The sequence below is a fragment of the Streptomyces sp. NPDC048636 genome, from assembly GCF_040650655.1.
GTDB lineage: Bacteria > Actinomycetota > Actinomycetes > Streptomycetales > Streptomycetaceae > Streptomyces.
On sequence record NZ_JBEZHR010000002.1, the window covers coordinates 444,868 to 461,114 of the forward strand.

Genomic DNA, 16,247 nt, shown 5'->3' on the forward strand with positions numbered 1-16,247 from the left:
GTGACGAGCGAGAGAGACGAGGCGTACGGCGTGGTGTGGTCGGGACAGTGGGTCGCGGATCGGCTGGGGGTACGGCTCGACGGCGGCGAGGAGCTGACCGGACTGCTGGGGCTGGCGCTGCGGCGCAACCCCAAGCGCGCCCATCTGCTGGTGTCGAATGTGCTCGGCAAGCATGTCCCGCAGCGGCCCGCCACGGTCCACGGCGCGGGCGTACGGCTGGGCCGGCGGGTCCGGGAGCTGCTCGGCGACGCCGCCGCGGCGCGTGCGGTGGTGCTCGGGTACGCCGAGACGGCCACCGGGTTGGGCCACAGCGTCGCGGACGGCCTCGCCCTCGCGCCGTATCTGCACTCCACCCGCCGGCCGGTCGACGGTGTCGCCGCCGTCGGCGGCTTCGAGGAGGAGCACAGCCACGCCACCTCCCACCTGCTGCTGCCGGAGGACCCGGAGCTGCTGGCCGGTGACGGTCCGCTGGTCCTGGTGGACGACGAGTTCTCGACCGGCCGTACGGTGCTCAACACCATCGCCGCGCTGCACCGGCGCTTCCCCCGCGAGCACTATGTGGTGGTCGCCCTGGTCGATATGCGTTCCGCCGGGGACCGGGCCCGGCTGGAGGAGTTCACGGCCGAACTCGGCGCCCGGGTGGACCTGATCGCCGCGGCGACGGGTACGGTCCACCTCCCCGAGGGCGTCCTCGAACGCGGCCGGCGGCTGGTGGCCGCGTACGAGTCCGAGCGGGAGTCCGCTGGTGAGCCCGCCCGCGAAGCCGCGCCCGGGTCCGGCTCGCCCGCCGCCGTGCGGGTCGCACTGGGCTGGCCCGCCGGGCTGCCCGACGGCGGCCGCCACGGCTTCACCCCCGCCCACCGCGCCCGGCTGGACGCGGCGCTCCCGGACATGGCGTCCCGGATCGCCGCGGCGGTGCCGACCTCGCGGGACGGCGCCCGCCCCCGGGTCCTCGTGCTCGGCTTCGAGGAGTTGATGTACGCGCCGCTGCGGCTCGCCGAGGCGCTGGACCACGCCCTCGACGGGGCCGAGGTGCGGTACTCGACGACCACGCGGTCGCCCGTGCTCGCCGTCGACGACCCCGGCTACGCCATCCGCACCCGGCTCGCCTTCCCCGCCCATGACGACCCGGCCGACGGCCCCGGCCCGCGCTTCGCGTACAACGTGGCGCCCGGCGGTGACCCCGCGCGCCGCTTCGACGCGGTCGTCGCCGTGGTGGACTCGGCCGCCGACACCCCCGCGCTGCACGCCCCCGACGGACTGCTCGCCCAACTGGCGCCGCACACCGACCGGGTGCTGCTGGCCGTCGTCCCCTCGTATCTGCCCGCGCAGGTGGCCGCGCCGCCCGCCGAGCCCTCCTCCCCGTCCCCCGTCACCCGCACCGAACGACAGGCCCCCCGTATGCCGCAACCACCGCATGAGCCCCTGCGCGGACCCGACTTCTCCTCCTACGCCGCCGAGGACGTCGGCTGGCTGCTCCAGGACTTCTCGGACGTCACGCTGGAAGCCCCCACCGAGGAGCGTGAGGAGGCGATCCAGAGCGGCGGTGCGCACTACGCCGAATCGCTGCCGCAGGAGTACCAGCCGAGCGAGGAGTACCAGGCGCTGTTCCGGGCCGCGCTGACCACGTCGGCCGCCCGGATCGCGCGTGCGGTCGGCGCCGTCACCGAGACCGTGCTCGCGGAGCGCTCACCGCGTCCCGTGCTGGTCTCGCTGGCCCGCGCCGGAACCCCCGTCGGTGTGCTGATGCGCCGCTGGGCGCGGCACGCGCACGGGCTCGACCTGCCGCACTACGCCATCTCCATCGTGCGCGGCCGCGGTATCGACACCGCCGCGCTGCGCTGGCTGGCGGACCATCACGACCCGGCCGACATCGTGTTCGTCGACGGCTGGACCGGTAAGGGCGCGATCACCCGCGAGTTGGCGGACGCGGTGGCCGCCCATCCGGATATCGACCCGCGGATCGCGGTCCTCGCCGACCCGGGCGGCTGTGTCGAGACCTATGGCACCCGGGACGACTTCCTCGTCCCCTCCGCCTGCCTCAACTCCACCGTCTCCGGGCTGATCTCGCGTACCGTGCTCCGCGCCGACCTGGTCGGACCGGATGACTTCCATGGCGCGAAGTTCTACCGCGAACTGGCCGGATCCGATGTGTCCCAGCACTTCCTGGACACCGTGAGCGCCCACTTCGACGAGGTCGCCGCGGACGTCGCCGCCGACGTCGAGCGGCTCGCCACCGAGGACCGCAGCCCCACCTGGGCGGGCTGGGCCGCCGTCGAGCGGATCAGCGAGGAGTACGGCATCCACGACGTCAACCTGGTCAAGCCGGGTGTCGGGGAGACCACCCGGGTGCTGCTGCGCCGCGTTCCCTGGAAGATCCTCGCCAAGCGCGGTGCAGGCGCGGACCTGGACCACGTACGGCTGTTGGCCGGGCAGCGCGGTGTGCCGGTGGAGGAGACCGACGATCTGCCGTACACCTGCGTCGGGCTGATTCACCCGCGCTACACCCGCGGCGCCACCGGAGCCGACGGAAAAGCGGTCCAGATCACAGCCGATGGCGCCGAGGTCGGCCAGACTACGTCTGACAGCCGCATGGCTGAAAATGATCCATCAGACGAGAACATGGTCGAAACGAGAACGGCGGACGCGCGATGAGTGTTGTGGTGGCGAGTGACCTCGACCGCACCCTGATCTATTCGGCGGCCGCGCTCGGCCTGGACATACCGGACGCCGAAGCCCCGCGGCTGCTGTGCGTCGAGGTCTATGAGGGCCGTCCGCTGTCGTATATGACGGAGACCGCGGCCGGGCTGCTCGCCGAACTGGCCCGCACCTCCGTGTTCGTACCGACGACCACCCGCACCCCCGAGCAGTACCGCAGGGTCCGTCTCCCCGGCCCGCCGTCCCGCTTCGCGATCTGCGCCAACGGCGGCCATCTGCTGGTCGACGGCGAGTCCGACCCCGAGTGGCATGCGAGTGTGCGCACCCGTATCGAAGGCGAATGCGCCCCGCTCGCCGAGGTCACCGCCCATCTCAGCGCCACCGCCGACCCCGGCTGGCTGCTCAAGGAGCGGGTGGCGGGCGATCTGTTCGCCTATCTCGTGATCGACCGGGACCGGCTGCCCGAGGACCACGTCAAGGAGTTGACGGAGTGGGCGGAGCCGCGCGGCTGGACCGTCTCCCTCCAGGGCCGCAAGCTCTACGCGGTGCCGAAGCCGCTCACCAAGAGCGCGGCGGTGGCCGAGATCAAGCGCCGCACCGGGGCGGACGAGGTGCTCGCCGCCGGGGATTCGCTGCTCGACGCCGATCTGCTGCTGGCCGCCGACCGCGGCTGGCGCCCGGGCCACGGTGAACTGGCCGACGCGGGCTGGACCGCACCGGAGGTGACCGTGGTCGAGGAGCGCGGTGTGGCGGCGGGCGAGGTCATCACCCGCGCGCTGGCCGAGCGCGCCTCGGTCACCTGGGCGCGGGCGCGCAGCGAGGTCATCCGCGCCGTTTCCCGCGGCCGGGGCTGATCGGCCGGACGCCGACGCCGGCCCCGTCGTGACGGCGCGGTCGGCGGCGGCATATCGGCGCGATCTTCGACAAGGTCGAACTCAGGTCGAACTCCCCGGCGGCTCGGGTTACAGTCGCCGAGTCCTGGCTGTCCTGTGCTACCTGGGCAGTTGAGCGAAGAATCGAAGGGGAGTCCGTGGCCGAGAGCAAGAGCACTCCGATCACGCCCGAGCTGTACGAGTACATGCTGCGGCACAATCCGCCGCTCGACCCCGTACAGCGTGAGCTTGTCGAGGTCACGCACACCCGGCTCGCCCAGTACGCCGGGATGCAGTCGGCCGAGGAGCAGGGCCCGTTGCTGGCGTTCCTGGTCCGGCTGACCGGCGCCCGCCATATCGTCGAGGTCGGTACCTTCACCGGTTTCTCCGCACTGGCCATGGCGCAGGCGCTGCCCGCCGACGGCACGCTGATCGCGTGCGACATCTCGGAGGAGTGGACCGCGTACGGGCGGGAGGCATGGGCGAAGGCGGGTGTCGCCGACCGCATCGACCTGCGGATCGCGCCCGCGCTGGAGACGCTGAAGGCGATGCCCGCCGAACCGCATATCGACCTCGCCTACCTGGACGCGGACAAGGCGAGCTATATCGACTACTGGGAGGAGCTGGTGCCGCGGCTGCGCCCCGGCGGGGTGCTCGTCGCGGACAACGTCTTCTTCAACGGCGGTGTCACCGATCCCGAGGCGACCGGTTCCCCCGCCGCGATCCGTGCGTTCAACGAGCATGTGAGCGCGGACGACCGGATGGAGTCGATCATGCTGACGGTCGCGGACGGACTCACGCTGGCCCGTCGCCGCGGCTGAACCGGTCGCGCAGCCGGCGCCGGGGACGGCGGTGGTCCCCGGCGGACGGATCTCCGGACCGTTCGTCGGGCCGGTTGTCGGACCGGCCGTCGGGGCGATCCATCTTGCCCCACTTGCCGGGCGGCTGATCGGCGCGGGACCCGCTCTCACGGGGTTCGCGCTCAGGTGATCCGCCGTCGTCCCCGGCCGTCTGCTTCCGCTTGCCCCCGGAGTCGGCGGGCCGGTCCAGCTTGCCCCATTTACCGGGCGGCTGACCGGCCCGTTCGCCGTGCTCCTCGCCCTCCGACCGCTCCGCCTTCCCTTCCCCACGGCCTTCCACGGCGCGGTGGTGGGTGGCGGCGGCCGTACGGGCCCGGTCCTCGCGTTCGGCCAGATCGGGGTGGCGGGCCCGCCAGTACGGATTGTCGTGCGGCAGTTTGCTGCTCACCCGCCCGTACATGCCGAACCACATCAGCATCAGCCCGACCACAAAGCTGAACAGCACGTTCTGGAGGCGGAACGCCAGGGGGTTGAAGTCCCTCTCCAGCAGGGCGAGATTGACGAACCCGCTCAGCAGGAAGAGGACCCCGAGCACGATATTGAGCGTCGAGGCGAAATTGCCGCCGATGACCATGCCGATGAACAGCAGCAGTCCGATGACGATGGACAGCACGCTCAGCGCGCCGTTGGTGTTGAGCCCGGCGACCGTGTTGTCACCGGTGGCGAAGAAGCCGATCTTGTTGATCAGGCCGAGGATGCCGAAGGCGACCAGGACGAGCCCGGTGAGCCCGGCCCCGATGCGATAGACCTTGCTCAGCCCGTGGTCGACGGGCAGGTGCTCGTCGAGGGTGGTGTGCCCACCGATCCGCTCGGGGAAGTGGCGGGCGATTCCCGCGGGGTGCGCTCCGATGGGGGAGGGGCGGCCCGTAGCCATCTCCGGCCTCCTTCGCTTCGCCGGACCTCGGCATCGCCGTCGAGGCCGTACCCGCGGGCCGTACCGCACCCGTGCGGGTACGCAGGTACCTCCAAGCATCCGCCCCCCGCCGGATCCGCACCACCGCAGCCGCACACGTCAGCGGCGGCCGCGCACGTCAGCGGCGGCGGTGGTGGCGGCTCAGCCGCAGCAGCCGCCCCCGCAGCAGCCGCCACCGCCGCCCTGTGGCCGGGGCGGCGCGGCGGCCGCCGAGGCACCCGCGGTGCCGGTGACGGCCACGGTGGACAGCAGCTTCACGGTGTCGTCGTGCCCCTCGGGGCAGGACGCGGGCGCCGAGGACTCGGCCATCGGCCGGTTCAGCTCGAAGGTGGTGCCGCAGGAGCGGCAGCGGTACTCATAGCGAGGCATGGCAGGAGCATAGCCAGCGAAGCCCGAAGGCCAGGTCGGGGCGGTGGAGAGAGCGGGAGGGCGATACGGCCGCTCAGTGTCCGGCCGCGCCCCCGCGCTCGTCGCGGATCTCCTGCACCACACGGGCGGCCGTCTGCCGTACGGCCTCGGTCTCGGACAGGAAGTGCCACCAGTCGGGGTGCCGCCCCTCCAGCCCCGCCACGGCCCGCTCCAGCCGCCCCACCGCGTCGTCCAGGGGGCGCGCATGGCGCGGGTCCGGGGTGCTGCGCCCGGCCATGGCCAGCCGCTGGGCGTCACGGATGGCGAAGCGGGTGCGCTCGACCTCCTTGCGGTGGTCGAAGGAGACCTCGTCCAGCCGCCGCAGCCGGTCCCCGGCGGCGGAGACGGCCTCGTCCGTGGTGTTCAGCAGGGCCCGTACGGTGGCGAGCAGCGCGGTGGCGTCCGGCCAGCGCTGCTCCTCACGGGCCTGCTGCGCCTCCTTGAGCTTCGCCTCGGCCAGGGCCACATCCCGCTCGGCCTGCGCGGGAACGGGCTGGAGGTCCTGCCAGCAGGCGGCGCTGTAGCGGCGGCGCAGCTCGCTGAGGACGGGCTCGACCCCGGCCGCCCGGGTGGTGATCGCCTGGGCGCGGGTCCGCAGGGACACCAGCCGGCGGTCGATCTCGGCGGCCCGCTCCGGCAGCCGCTCGGCCTCGCCGCGGACCGCCTCCGCCTTGCGCAGCACATCGTCGGCGCGCCGGATGGTCTCCTGCACACCGTGCTGCCCCGCGCCCTGGTTGAGCTTGGTCAGCTCGGGGGAGAGGGCGGCCAGCCGGGCCGCGAGATCGTCCGCCCGCAGCCCGGAACCCCGTACGGCGTCCAGCGCGTTGGTGGCGGCGAGCAGCGCCTGCCGGGCCCGCTCCACGGCGGGTGCCAGCCGCGCGAGCTGCGTCTCGGCCTGCCGCAACAGCGGCCCGAGCCCCTGCTCGAACCGGTCGAGCTCGGCCTTGGCGCGCAGCAGCTCGTCCTTGGCCCGGGTCAGCTCCATCCGCGCCCGGGAGGCGGTGGCCCCGTCGAGATCGTCACGGTCGAGATCATGGGCGTCGACGGCGGTGATGTACTCCTGGCTGACCTGGTCGATCCGCTGGCCGAGCGCGGCGAAGTCGGCGGCGGTCCGGCGGGCGCCGGGCGAGTCGTCCACCGCGGTGATCGTCTCTATCGAGATCCGCAGATCGCGCTGGGCGGTGTCCAGCTCGTAGAAGGCCGCCGCGGCCGCGTCCTTCGCCGCCTGCGCCTCGGCCCGCTGACTCTCCCCACGTCCCCCGAACCAACGCCGCCCGCCCCCGCCGCCAGGTGTCGCCGCCACTTACCTCTCCCAATGGATCGCCCGTGGGATCGCCATGGATCGCCCGTGGCCCGGATGTCATTCTCCCACCCGTCACGGACGTGCACAGCGGCCGGGCGGTTCGCGTCGGGCGGGTCGCGGTGCGGGCGGTCCGGCCCCGAAACGGGGATTGCGGCGCCGCCGCGCGGACACTGTAGGCTGACCTCTCGCTCCAGGGGCGCATAGCTCAGCGGTAGAGCGCTGCCCTTACAAGGCAGATGTCGGCGGTTCGAACCCGTCTGCGCCCACCACGGTACGAAGGCCCCCAGCCGATGACGGCTGGGGGCCTTCGACGTCTGTGGCCGCGCGCTGTACGGGGCCGGGCACGGCGGTGCCGGGCCGCCGTACCGCAGCCGTCACGGATACAGCGGCGTGAGCGGATGGAACGTTCCGTCGCGAGGGTCTCAGAGCTTGGCCAGTTTGGCGTACGGACTCATGATCCGTGCCTGCACCGAACCGAAGTCGACGAGGACGGCGATCTTATCCTCCACACCGATCACCCGGCCGAGGCCGTATTCATCGTGTGTGACCCGGTCGCCGACCGCGAACTCCTTGGGAGGCCGCGTGACCGGGGGCTTGAAGGGGCTGGACGGCAGATGGCGCCGGGCTACGGTTGGCTTCGTCATTCCCCTCAGTATGCTCCTGGTGAGCGGGCTGCCCCTGCCATGCGGGCTAATGCAACCAAGCCGAGATCTCCGGCGGCGGGCTCAGGCCGGCTTCACGCGCCGCCGCCCCGGCAGCCCGGGCCCCGCTCCGGCGGCCCCGTGCCCCGGCGGCATGATGGCCTCCGTGAGCGACCGCGCGGCTCTGCACCCCACCCGGATACCGGGCTACGGCGGCGGTCCGTTCGCCCGCCGCCCCGAGCGGCTGGACGAGCACCTGTTCTGGCTGGGGCACCTCTCCTCGTGCGCGCGGGGGCGCGGAGGCGGAGGAGCTGCTGTTCGGCGCGGACTACGACGACGGGTGCTTCATGGGGCCCGCGCCGTCCTGGCCGGAGCCGGCCGCCGCCGCGGAGACCGGTCCGCCCGGCGGCACCACCACCGATCCCCACGCCCGTCTGACCAACGACGGCGCGTACTCCACCCGCAACCCCGCCAACCCCTTCGCCCTGCCGCCCGCCCGGCTGGCCGGGTGGCCACCGCGCTGGCCCCCCGACCCACTGGCCCCGTCGCGGGGCGGCTCACTACGGTGAGCGGATGTGCTTCTACGCCATGACCTACTACAAGCCGCACTACGCGTGTGTGTCATGCCGTGTCAGCTTCAAGCTCCACCCGGGTCCGGCGGGGAAGCACCGCCCGTGCCCGAACTGCGCCCAGCCGCTGGTGTGCGCGGGCCACGACTTCGCGCCGCCGCGGAGGCGTGACGTCCGCGCGTGGTCGGTGGTCGCCGAGGTCCTGGGCGAAGGCATGCGCTACGAGGGGCTGTCGGTGTGCGGCTGCGGCAAGGACCCGAAGCCCCGCCCGCGCACCCGCGCCGAATTGCGGTCGTACCGGGCTCTCGCCGACAGGCCCGGACATCCGGCTGGTCGCGCGCCCGCGGCGCTGAGGTGGGGCGGGGGGAGGGCTCCCCGGCGAGCGAGGCCCGGGGGCCGTGGTCAGGGAGCCCTCGTGTATGAACCGTCAGCAGCCCCGGGATACATGGGTGATCGACCCGGACGCGCCGGTCTGGTACTTCTTCTTGCCCTTCTCGCCCGCATCGGTCGGCAGACAGTGCTTGTGCGGACCCTCGAGGTCGGTGACCTCGAGCGTGACATTCACCGAATGACCGCAGTGGTTGTTGAAGTAGACGGTGGTGTGGACGGTGCCGGTATTCCACGAGAAGTTGGCGGTGTCACCGGGTGTATTGCATGCGACGGTGTAGTTGTCGGCGGCCGCCGATATCGTTCCGGGGGTCGACTGCTCTGCCGCGCTCGCCGGTCCCGCGAGCATCAGGGCGGAGCCCGCCATCGCTGTGGCGGCGATTCCGGCCATTACCGTTGCCTTGATCGGCCTCATGGTGTTTCCTCCCCGTGGTTTGGTTTCGGTGCGGATGTCCCGAACGCGGGCGGGGCAACCGCTGTCTGACGGTGTGCTGGGGTCAGCACCCCCTGCTCAGGGTGGTGATGTGCTCACCGCCGACGTACAGGCGTTTTTGGCTCTTCGTGTTGGCGTTCGCCGCGATACACTTGTCGCTGTCGCCGCCACCGGTGATGTGGACGGTGACGTTCACATCGTGGGTGCAATGGTTGTTGTAGTACACCGTGGTCGAGGAATTATCCGAAGGGTCGTATCGGAAATTCGCTGTGTCACCGGGGTTCTCGCAGGCGACGGTGTAGCCCTTCCAGTCGCCCGCTGTTACGACATCAGAACCCTCCGCGGCGACGGATGGACCGGCGGTGACCGCCGTACATGTTGCCGCTGCGGCGGCGATGACGACCGCCGTCAGGATTTTCTTGGTCTTCATCTCGATCCTCCCGTTTGTGATCGCCGAGGCAATCGCAAAAAACCCTACATCCCATGTGTCATGGGTCAAGGGATCTAGGAAAGTTTCAAATTGAAGAGGCCAATTCCAGTTGTGTAGAGCGGCCGGGGATGGCGTTACCGCCAATGCCTTTGGAGACCAAGTGCGTTCGTTCGGTCGAAGGGGGGACGTGTCCCGGTCCTGAGGTGCACAATCTCTGCGTATGGCCATCGATTACCGCAAGCGCCCCCGAATCGACTACCGCAAACGGCCCGAGTCCGAGCCCGAGCCGAAGCCGAGCGCACCGGCCGCCGGGGTCAGTCTGGAGAAGGTCGCCGCCCGGGCTCCCGGGCTGGTCAGCCTCTACAAGTCGGCCGCGGTGTCCTTGGCCAAGCACCGGGTGGGCGGGCAGCGGGCCGCCGTGTATCTGGTGCTGGACCGGTCCGGGAGCATGCGGCCCTACTACCGCGACGGGTCCGTACAGCACCTGGCGGAGCAGACGCTCGCCCTCGCGGCCAACCTCGATGACGACGGGGTGGTGCCGGTGGTGTTCTTCTCCACGGGCATCGACGGCACCGCGGAGATCAGCCTCGACGGCTACCGGGACCGGATCAATCCGCTGCACGACTCGATGGGGCACATGGGGCGTACCAACTACCACGTGGCCATGCAGGCGGTGATCGACCACTACCAGGCGTCCGGGGCCGAGGACCCGGCCTTCGTCGTCTTCCAGACCGACGGCTCCCCGACGTCCAAGACGGCCGCGGAGCATGTGCTGTGTACGGCCGCGCGGCTGCCGATCTTCTGGCAGTTCATCGGCTTCGGCTATGACGAGTTCCGCTTTCTGCGCAGGCTGGACGAGCTGCCGGTGCCGGACAAGCGCGTGGTCGACAACGCCGGGTTCTTCGCCGCCGGGGCGTCACCGAAGTCGCTGACGGACGAGGGGCTCTACGACCAGCTGCTGGGGGAGTTTCCGCAATGGCTGACCGCCGCCCGGTCCGCGGGCGTGGTGCGGGGGCCCTCCCGGGTGTGAGGAGGCTCCTTCAGAGGGCTCTTCACGTTGCTCGCGGTGTGCGGGGTCATGGACCGGTCCGTGACGGCGGTCCGTTGTCAGTGCCGGGCCCTACGGTGGGCCCTGTCCTTATTCACGCTTGCTGGGCTGCATGCGACTGACTCGGACACGGCGGGGGCCGGACCCAACAGCGCGGGTCCGGCCTTCGGCGTGCCCTCTCGCGCGGGGCCCGGGCCCGGGGCGGTTACGGCAGGGTCCGTAGCTCCGGTGACAGGCCCGTCCAGCGCAGCTCCGCCGAGAGATGCGCCGTGTCGTTCCAGAAGACCACGGAGGCCGGACGGCCGGGGGCCGGATAGCGGATGACCGTCAGGGCCGCATTGCCGTGGTTGAGGCCCAGCCAGCGCCAGGCCGGGGCGTCGAGGACGTCGCGGAGCAGCCAGCCGATCAGGAAGTTGTGGGTCACCACCAGCTCATGGCGGTCCTCGGGGCCGTCCACCGGGCCGGTGAAGCGCTCCACCGCCTGTCGCGCCAGCAGCGGACCGCGCTTCCGCTCCTCGGCCGGGAAGCGGTGGACGAAGTCGAGCAGGAAGTCGGCCGAGTCGGCGGGCAGTTCATCCCGTTCGGGGGTGTGCGGGACGTAGTCCCCGGCCGGTTCGCAGACATGCGCGGGTACGCCGTCCAGCTGGTCGCCGATCAGCCGCGCGGTCTGGGCGGTCCGGGGCAGCGGACCGTGGTGGATCGCCGACAGGGGCGCTCCCCGGAGCCGCTTGCCGAGGAGTACGGCCTGGCGGCGGCCGACGGCGGTCAGCTCGCTCTCGTCCTCGGTGGCCTCGCCGTGCCGGGCCAGATACAGATAGCGGGTGGCTGTGGTCGCGGTCATGGGTCCCTGTCGTTCCGTTGGCGCGCGGGGGCGCCGGTCGCGACCGGCACGAGGGCGCTCTTGTCCGGGCGCACGCCCCTTGCGTACGCCGCCGGCGGGTGTGCCCATTCGTGCTTCCGTTCGCGTACACCCCGGCCGCGTACGCTCCCGTCGCGCGCCGTGTTCCGTACGCCTTGTCAGACGGAAGCGCGGTCGCCCGGGTTCCCCCGGGCCCCGGGTGCGGCTACCGCGCGCCCTCCGGCGGTTCGTCGTCGTGCCGCCGCGACGGCCAGGTTCCCAGGGTCTCGCCCGGTGTCAGCCGGACCACCACCTCCGCCAGCTCCGCGCAGACCCGCTCGATCTGCCGCCGGGTGTTGTTCCGTTCGGCGATGATCGCCGAAAGCAGCAGTGCGGTCAGGGTGGTGGTGCCGTTGAACGCCTGGAGGGTCACCATCTGCCTCAGCAGGGAGTCGCCCGAGAACGGACCGACGTCCTCCGCCGTCGCGTTGATCGCGAGGAGGGAGACGATGAACGAGCACGGCGCCGCGCCCGCCAACTGGAAGCGCAGCGCCGCCCAGATCAGGAACGGGAAGACCAGGAAGAGGAGACTGGCGAGGCTCCGGGTGGCCACGAGGGTGACGGCCACCGTGCCCGCGAGCAGGACCACCGCCTCCAGCCAGCGGTAGGGGTGGACCCCGCGCGGCGGCCGCGCCCCGCGCAGCGCCAGCAGCAGCGGAGTGATCACCAGGACCCCCATGGCGTCGCCCGTCCACCACACCGACCAGGTGGGCCAGAAGCCGTCCGCCGTGAGCGCGTCCGCCAGGACGAGTACGGCGGTTCCGACGGTGGCGCTGATCAGCATCCCGAGCAGGGCGCCGAGGAACACCAGGGCCAGCGCGTCCCGGAGCCGGTCCAGGGAGATACGGAAGCCCACGCGCTGGAGGAGCAGATACGCGCAGAGCGGGGCGAGGGTGTTGCCCGCCACGATCCCGGCGACGGGGAGCGGTGACGGGCCGATGGGGGCGTTGACCGCGAGCGCGCCGAGCGCGATCCCGGGCCAGACGCCGGGGCCGAGCAGCAGCAGACAGGCGAGCGCGATCCCGGTCGGCGGCCACAGCGGGGTGACCTGGTCACGCACCAGTTCCTGCAACAGTCCGATTCTGGCGCCCGCGTAGTAGAGGGCGGCCACGGCCGCGATCCGCAGAACCATGGCACCGTATCGCCGGATCGTCCCGTCATCGCGCGCCACAGCCGCCATCTGACTACGCCCCCGCCCGCGCGGCAGGGCTGACACGCAGACGGGGCGGGGGACCCGCCCGTACGGGGGAACGGTGTGGCGGGAGGTGGTGCGCGGGGCGGATACCGATGACCGGCCACCGTGCCCGTCAAGGCCGTATTGACACCGTAATCCGAGGGTTCTAGCGTCCTGTCCACGGCGGTACGGACCGATCAACTCACCGTTTCTCTGGGCCAGTTGGCTGGAAATCCATGGTGCGGGTGCGCTTTCCGTCCGCACCGCACACCGCAATCGCGATCGGTCGGTTCGTCAAAATCAAGCAAGAATGTGGCGAACCTCGTGAACCATCCCTAAGCTCCCCCGACACACGCAACACGCCATGTCCACGATGTGGACTCCCGCCACATCAGCGGGCACGCATATGCGCATCGGGCTTGCCCCCTTCCGTGGGAGACGCCACCGTTGTCCCCCACGGGCGTGCGCCGCGTGCCCGTTTCCGACCGGGACCGGAGGCGCCATGGGGCCCATCGTTCCACCCCTCGTTCCACCGTATGAGACCGTCGGGGACGGTCCGCACCATGTCATGGCGGTGCACGGCTGGTTCTCGGACCGTGCCGCGTACGCCGCGATGCTGCCGCATGTCGACCGGCGGGCCTTCACCTATGTCCTGCCCGACCTGCGGGGCTATGGGGAGGCGCGCGACGTCTCCGGCGCGTTCACCACCGAGGAAGGGGGGCGGGATCTGCTCGCGCTCGCCGACCACCTCGGCTGGGACCGCTTCTCACTCATCGGACACTCGATGGGCGGGTCCGTCATCCAGCGGGTGGTGGCGGCGGCCCCGAGCCGTGTCCGGCGGCTGGTCGGGGTGGCGCCGGTGCCCGCGAGCGGGGTACCGATGGCCGGTGAGCAGTGGGAGCTGTTCGCCTCCGCGGCCGAGCGCCCGGAGAACCGGAGGGCGATCATCGATCTGACCACCGGCAGCCGCCATCCGGCCGCCTGGCTCGATCTGATGGTGCGGCACTCGGTGCAGCACAGCGACGCCAAGGCGTTCCGGACATGGCTGGACTCCTGGGCCCTGGAGGACTTCCACGAGAAGATCAGCGGGGCCGAGGTGCCGGTCCGGGTGGTCGTCGGGGCCCACGACCCGGCGCTGACGGCCGAGGTGATGCGGCAGACGTGGCTGCGCTGGTACACCAACGCCGAGTTGGTCGAGCTGCCGTGCGCCGGGCACTATCCGGCCGATGAGACCCCGCTGGAACTGGTCCGGGCCGTGGAGGACTTCATCGCCGCCGACGCGTAGGGGGCGGCACGAGGGTGCCGGGCGCGGTCGACAGCGGCCGGACCGTGGAGGGTACGGGCACGGGCAGGGGTGACGCCGAGGCGGATGACGCCTCGGCACCGGACGCCGGGGAGGGGAGGGAGGGCGAGGGGAAGGCGGCGCGGCTCTTCTTCGAGCGGTGCTTCGCCTCGCTCCCCTGGTACTTCTTCTCGGCCTTCCGGTACTTGGGCAGCAGATCGTTCATGATCTTGTCCACATAGCCGCGGGTCTCGCTCATCCTCGGCATGCCCCCGGCCCTGACCACCGCGCTCGGCCCCGCGTTGTACGCCGCGAGCGCCAGCCGGGTGGAGCCCCGCCGGGTCGAGCCGCCGGGGACCTTCTCGACCACGGTGTAGAGATGGCACATATAGCGCGCCTGGGTGGGGATGGCGTCCCGGGGCTCCCAGACATCGGCCTTGCCGTCGCCGTCGCCGTCCCGCCCCCACTCCCGCCAGGTCTCCGGGGCGAACTGCGAAATGCCCTGGGCCTGTCCGGAGTCCGCGTCCGCCCGCCAGCCGCTCTCCGCGTCGATCTGCGCGGCCAGCAGGGGAACGCTCAGCGCCGAGCAGACGTGCGCCGCGACCTCCACGACCGGCCGCCGCGCCTCGGGGATGACCGGCAACGCGGACTTCGAGGGCTCGGTGAGCTGACGTACGACGAGGACGGCGGCGACGACCAGGGCGAGGCCGGCCAGGAACGCCGCGACCAGTCCGGTGGTGCGGCTCAGCATGCCGGACCCGGCAGATCCGGCAGGAAGGTACGCATAGGGGGACGGTAGCCGGAATCCGGGGCCGAGCCTTTGATCACCGAACGACACCGGCCAGTGACCGCGCGCTCCGGCGTGGCGGTTCCGGCGAGGCGCCTCCGGCGTGGCGCGTCCGGCGGCTCAGGACCCGGCGCGGCGCCCGGCGCTGACGGCTACGCCGCCGGAGACGGCACCACGCGGACCGCGCTACGGATGGTGGACCGGCTGGCCGCCCGCGGCCGCCGCCACCGGAATCGGACCTTCTTCGTCCGCACCGGGGCGCTTCATCACATACGCCGCGCCCGCGCCCGCCGCGAAGAGCGCGAGCACCGAGACCGCGGTCCCCAGCCAGGTGGCGCCGAGCCACTGGCCGCCGACATAGCCGAGGGCCACGCCGTACGCGGCCCACGCCAGCCCGGCCGCGGCCGACCAGGGCAGGAACTCCTTGACCCTGCGATGGGCGGCACCGGCGGCCAGGCTGACCACCGAGCGCCCGGCGGGCGCGAATCGGGCTATGACGACCAGCGGACCGCCGCCCCGGACAAGGGCGGTGTCCAACTTCTCCTGGGCGTTGGTGAGTCGGCGCGAACGAGCAATGGCTCGATCCAGTCGGTCGCTTCCACGCCAGGCCAGCCGATAGGCGACCATGTCCCCGAGTACGGAGGCGGTCGCGGCGCACAGCACCAGGGCCAGCATCGCGGGGAAGTCGGCGGCGTCGGCCTGGCGCACCACACCGACCGCGTCGACGGTGGTCCCGGCGGCGGCGGTGGCCGCGGTGATGACGAGGACCCCGCTCGGCAGGACCGGCAGGAAGACATCGAGCAGGACAGAAAGCGCGATCACCGCGTAAATCCATGGGGTGTTGGTCAGCGACCCCAATTGTTCCAGCACCGTTCTTCTCCCGATCCCGTTCCCCCCGCTGCGTATGTCGCCGGGAAGCGGCAGACGCGGCCTGTACCGCCATACAGCGTACGCCTGTGCCGGTGGAGGATAGCGGTACGGGGTGATGATGTTGTTCGGATCACGCCATGCGGGGGCACATGTCCCCGCATGGCGTGATGCGGGACGAGTCCTGAACGGTGCCTTGTTACACCGCGGTCGGCTGGCGCCGCGGCTCGGTCTGGCCGGCCGTCTCGCGCGGCGAGCCGAAGAGCCGCTCCAGCGCCAGCGGGCCGGGCCCGGTGAAGACGAGGAGCAGCAGCGCCCAGCAGAACATGGCGGAGGACTCGCCGCCGTTCTGGATGGGCCACAGCTTCTCCGGCTGGTGCTCCACGAAGTAGGCGTAGGCCATCGAGCCGGACGATATGAACGCCGCGCTGCGGGTGCCCAGTCCGAGCATCACCAGCCCGCCGCCGACCAGCTGGATCACCGCGGCGTACCAGCCGGGCCAGGTGCCCGCGTCGACCGTCTTGCCGGTGCCCATCATCCCGCCGAACCAGCCCAGCAGGGAGGCGGCGCCATGGCAGAAGAAGAACAGGCCGACGACGATGCGGAAGAGGGACAGGACGTACGGTCTGGCGCTGTCGAGCAGTTCGCCGAGCGAGCGCGGCGAGGTCGAGGGAGACATGAAGGATGTGCTCCTTGTTCCGGGGACGGGAGACAACG

At 71.7% G+C, this 16,247-nt stretch carries 17 protein-coding genes and 1 tRNA gene; 7 read left to right on the plus strand and 11 right to left on the minus strand.

Annotation, left to right across the window (positions count from 1 at the left end):
- The 3 genes from AB0C66_RS07840 (at position 1) to AB0C66_RS07850 (ending at position 4,351) form a co-directional block, all read left to right on the plus strand.
- Positions 1-2,655: a phosphoribosyltransferase gene (locus AB0C66_RS07840; RefSeq protein WP_362434255.1), complete on the plus strand. Its 2,655-nt coding sequence runs from the start codon at positions 1-3 to the stop codon at positions 2,653-2,655.
- A complete protein-coding gene (locus AB0C66_RS07845) occupies positions 2,652-3,512 on the plus strand; it encodes an HAD family hydrolase (RefSeq protein WP_362434258.1) in 861 nt (286 codons plus the stop codon). Before AB0C66_RS07840 ends, AB0C66_RS07845 begins: the two co-directional genes overlap by 4 nt.
- A 224-nt stretch (positions 3,513-3,736) precedes the next feature.
- Positions 3,737-4,351, plus strand: coding sequence for a class I SAM-dependent methyltransferase (locus AB0C66_RS07850; protein WP_362435577.1), 615 nt, complete (start codon positions 3,737-3,739; stop codon positions 4,349-4,351).
- On the opposite strand, the gene AB0C66_RS07855 is transcribed toward AB0C66_RS07850, so the two are convergent.
- The 3 genes from AB0C66_RS07855 to AB0C66_RS07865 all read right to left on the minus strand — a co-directional run bounded on the left by AB0C66_RS07855 (position 4,326) and on the right by AB0C66_RS07865 (position 7,014).
- Positions 4,326-5,264, minus strand: a complete 939-nt coding sequence (locus AB0C66_RS07855; RefSeq protein WP_362434261.1) for a DUF4383 domain-containing protein — start codon at positions 5,262-5,264, stop codon at positions 4,326-4,328. The two genes, AB0C66_RS07850 and AB0C66_RS07855, sit on opposite strands and share 26 nt — an antisense overlap.
- Before the next feature lie 180 nt (positions 5,265-5,444).
- A complete protein-coding gene (locus AB0C66_RS07860; RefSeq protein ID WP_362434264.1) occupies positions 5,445-5,672 on the minus strand; it encodes a zinc ribbon domain-containing protein in 228 nt (75 codons plus the stop codon).
- A gap of 73 nt (positions 5,673-5,745) precedes the next feature.
- Complete coding sequence (locus tag AB0C66_RS07865) at positions 5,746-7,014, minus strand: hypothetical protein (protein WP_362434267.1); 1,269 nt, start codon at positions 7,012-7,014, stop codon at positions 5,746-5,748.
- 194 nt (positions 7,015-7,208) lie between these two features.
- Between AB0C66_RS07865 and AB0C66_RS07870 the strand changes: the two genes are divergently transcribed.
- Positions 7,209-7,283, plus strand: a tRNA-Val gene (locus AB0C66_RS07870).
- Between the two features lie 153 nt (positions 7,284-7,436).
- Here AB0C66_RS07870 and AB0C66_RS07875 read toward each other — a convergent pair.
- Positions 7,437-7,658: a hypothetical protein gene (locus AB0C66_RS07875; protein ID WP_362434270.1), complete on the minus strand. Its 222-nt coding sequence runs from the start codon at positions 7,656-7,658 to the stop codon at positions 7,437-7,439.
- A gap of 344 nt (positions 7,659-8,002) precedes the next feature.
- Between AB0C66_RS07875 and AB0C66_RS07880 the strand changes: the two genes are divergently transcribed.
- Positions 8,003-8,224, plus strand: coding sequence for a hypothetical protein (locus AB0C66_RS07880; RefSeq protein WP_362434273.1), 222 nt, complete (start codon positions 8,003-8,005; stop codon positions 8,222-8,224).
- Positions 8,225-8,651: 427 nt separating this feature from the next.
- On the opposite strand, the gene AB0C66_RS07885 is transcribed toward AB0C66_RS07880, so the two are convergent.
- Both AB0C66_RS07885 and AB0C66_RS07890 read right to left on the minus strand, forming a co-directional pair.
- A complete protein-coding gene (locus AB0C66_RS07885; RefSeq protein ID WP_362434275.1) occupies positions 8,652-9,026 on the minus strand; it encodes a hypothetical protein in 375 nt (124 codons plus the stop codon).
- Between the two features lie 82 nt (positions 9,027-9,108).
- Positions 9,109-9,474 carry a hypothetical protein gene (locus AB0C66_RS07890; RefSeq protein ID WP_362434276.1) on the minus strand — a complete coding sequence of 122 codons (366 nt, stop codon included), beginning with the start codon at positions 9,472-9,474 and terminating at the stop codon, positions 9,109-9,111.
- A 220-nt stretch (positions 9,475-9,694) separates the two neighbouring features.
- On the opposite strand from AB0C66_RS07890, the gene AB0C66_RS07895 reads away from it, so the two are divergent.
- Positions 9,695-10,504 (plus strand): VWA domain-containing protein, encoded by an 810-nt coding sequence (locus AB0C66_RS07895; RefSeq protein WP_362434279.1) that lies wholly within the window; start codon positions 9,695-9,697, stop codon positions 10,502-10,504.
- Positions 10,505-10,727: 223 nt separating this feature from the next.
- Here the strand turns inward: AB0C66_RS07895 and AB0C66_RS07900 are convergent, their stop codons facing one another.
- Positions 10,728-11,363, minus strand: coding sequence for a histidine phosphatase family protein (locus tag AB0C66_RS07900; RefSeq protein ID WP_362434282.1), 636 nt, complete (start codon positions 11,361-11,363; stop codon positions 10,728-10,730).
- Positions 11,364-11,586: 223 nt separating this feature from the next.
- The gene (locus tag AB0C66_RS07905) at positions 11,587-12,552 is read right to left on the minus strand and encodes an MASE1 domain-containing protein (protein ID WP_362434285.1); all 966 of its coding nucleotides are present in this window, start codon (positions 12,550-12,552) and stop codon (positions 11,587-11,589) included.
- Between the two features lie 544 nt (positions 12,553-13,096).
- On the opposite strand from AB0C66_RS07905, the gene AB0C66_RS07910 reads away from it, so the two are divergent.
- Positions 13,097-13,879: an alpha/beta hydrolase gene (locus AB0C66_RS07910; protein ID WP_362434288.1), complete on the plus strand. Its 783-nt coding sequence runs from the start codon at positions 13,097-13,099 to the stop codon at positions 13,877-13,879.
- Here AB0C66_RS07910 and AB0C66_RS07915 read toward each other — a convergent pair.
- The 3 genes from AB0C66_RS07915 to AB0C66_RS07925 all read right to left on the minus strand — a co-directional run bounded on the left by AB0C66_RS07915 (position 13,860) and on the right by AB0C66_RS07925 (position 16,209).
- Positions 13,860-14,627 (minus strand): lytic transglycosylase domain-containing protein, encoded by a 768-nt coding sequence (locus AB0C66_RS07915; protein WP_362434291.1) that lies wholly within the window; start codon positions 14,625-14,627, stop codon positions 13,860-13,862. The genes AB0C66_RS07910 and AB0C66_RS07915 overlap by 20 nt on opposite strands.
- Before the next feature lie 222 nt (positions 14,628-14,849).
- Positions 14,850-15,533 carry a VTT domain-containing protein gene (locus AB0C66_RS07920; RefSeq protein ID WP_362434294.1) on the minus strand — a complete coding sequence of 228 codons (684 nt, stop codon included), beginning with the start codon at positions 15,531-15,533 and terminating at the stop codon, positions 14,850-14,852.
- Between the two features lie 196 nt (positions 15,534-15,729).
- Entirely contained in the window at positions 15,730-16,209 is a 480-nt protein-coding gene (locus AB0C66_RS07925; RefSeq protein WP_362434297.1) for a DoxX family protein, read from the minus strand.
- Positions 16,210-16,247: the final 38 nt, after the last annotated feature.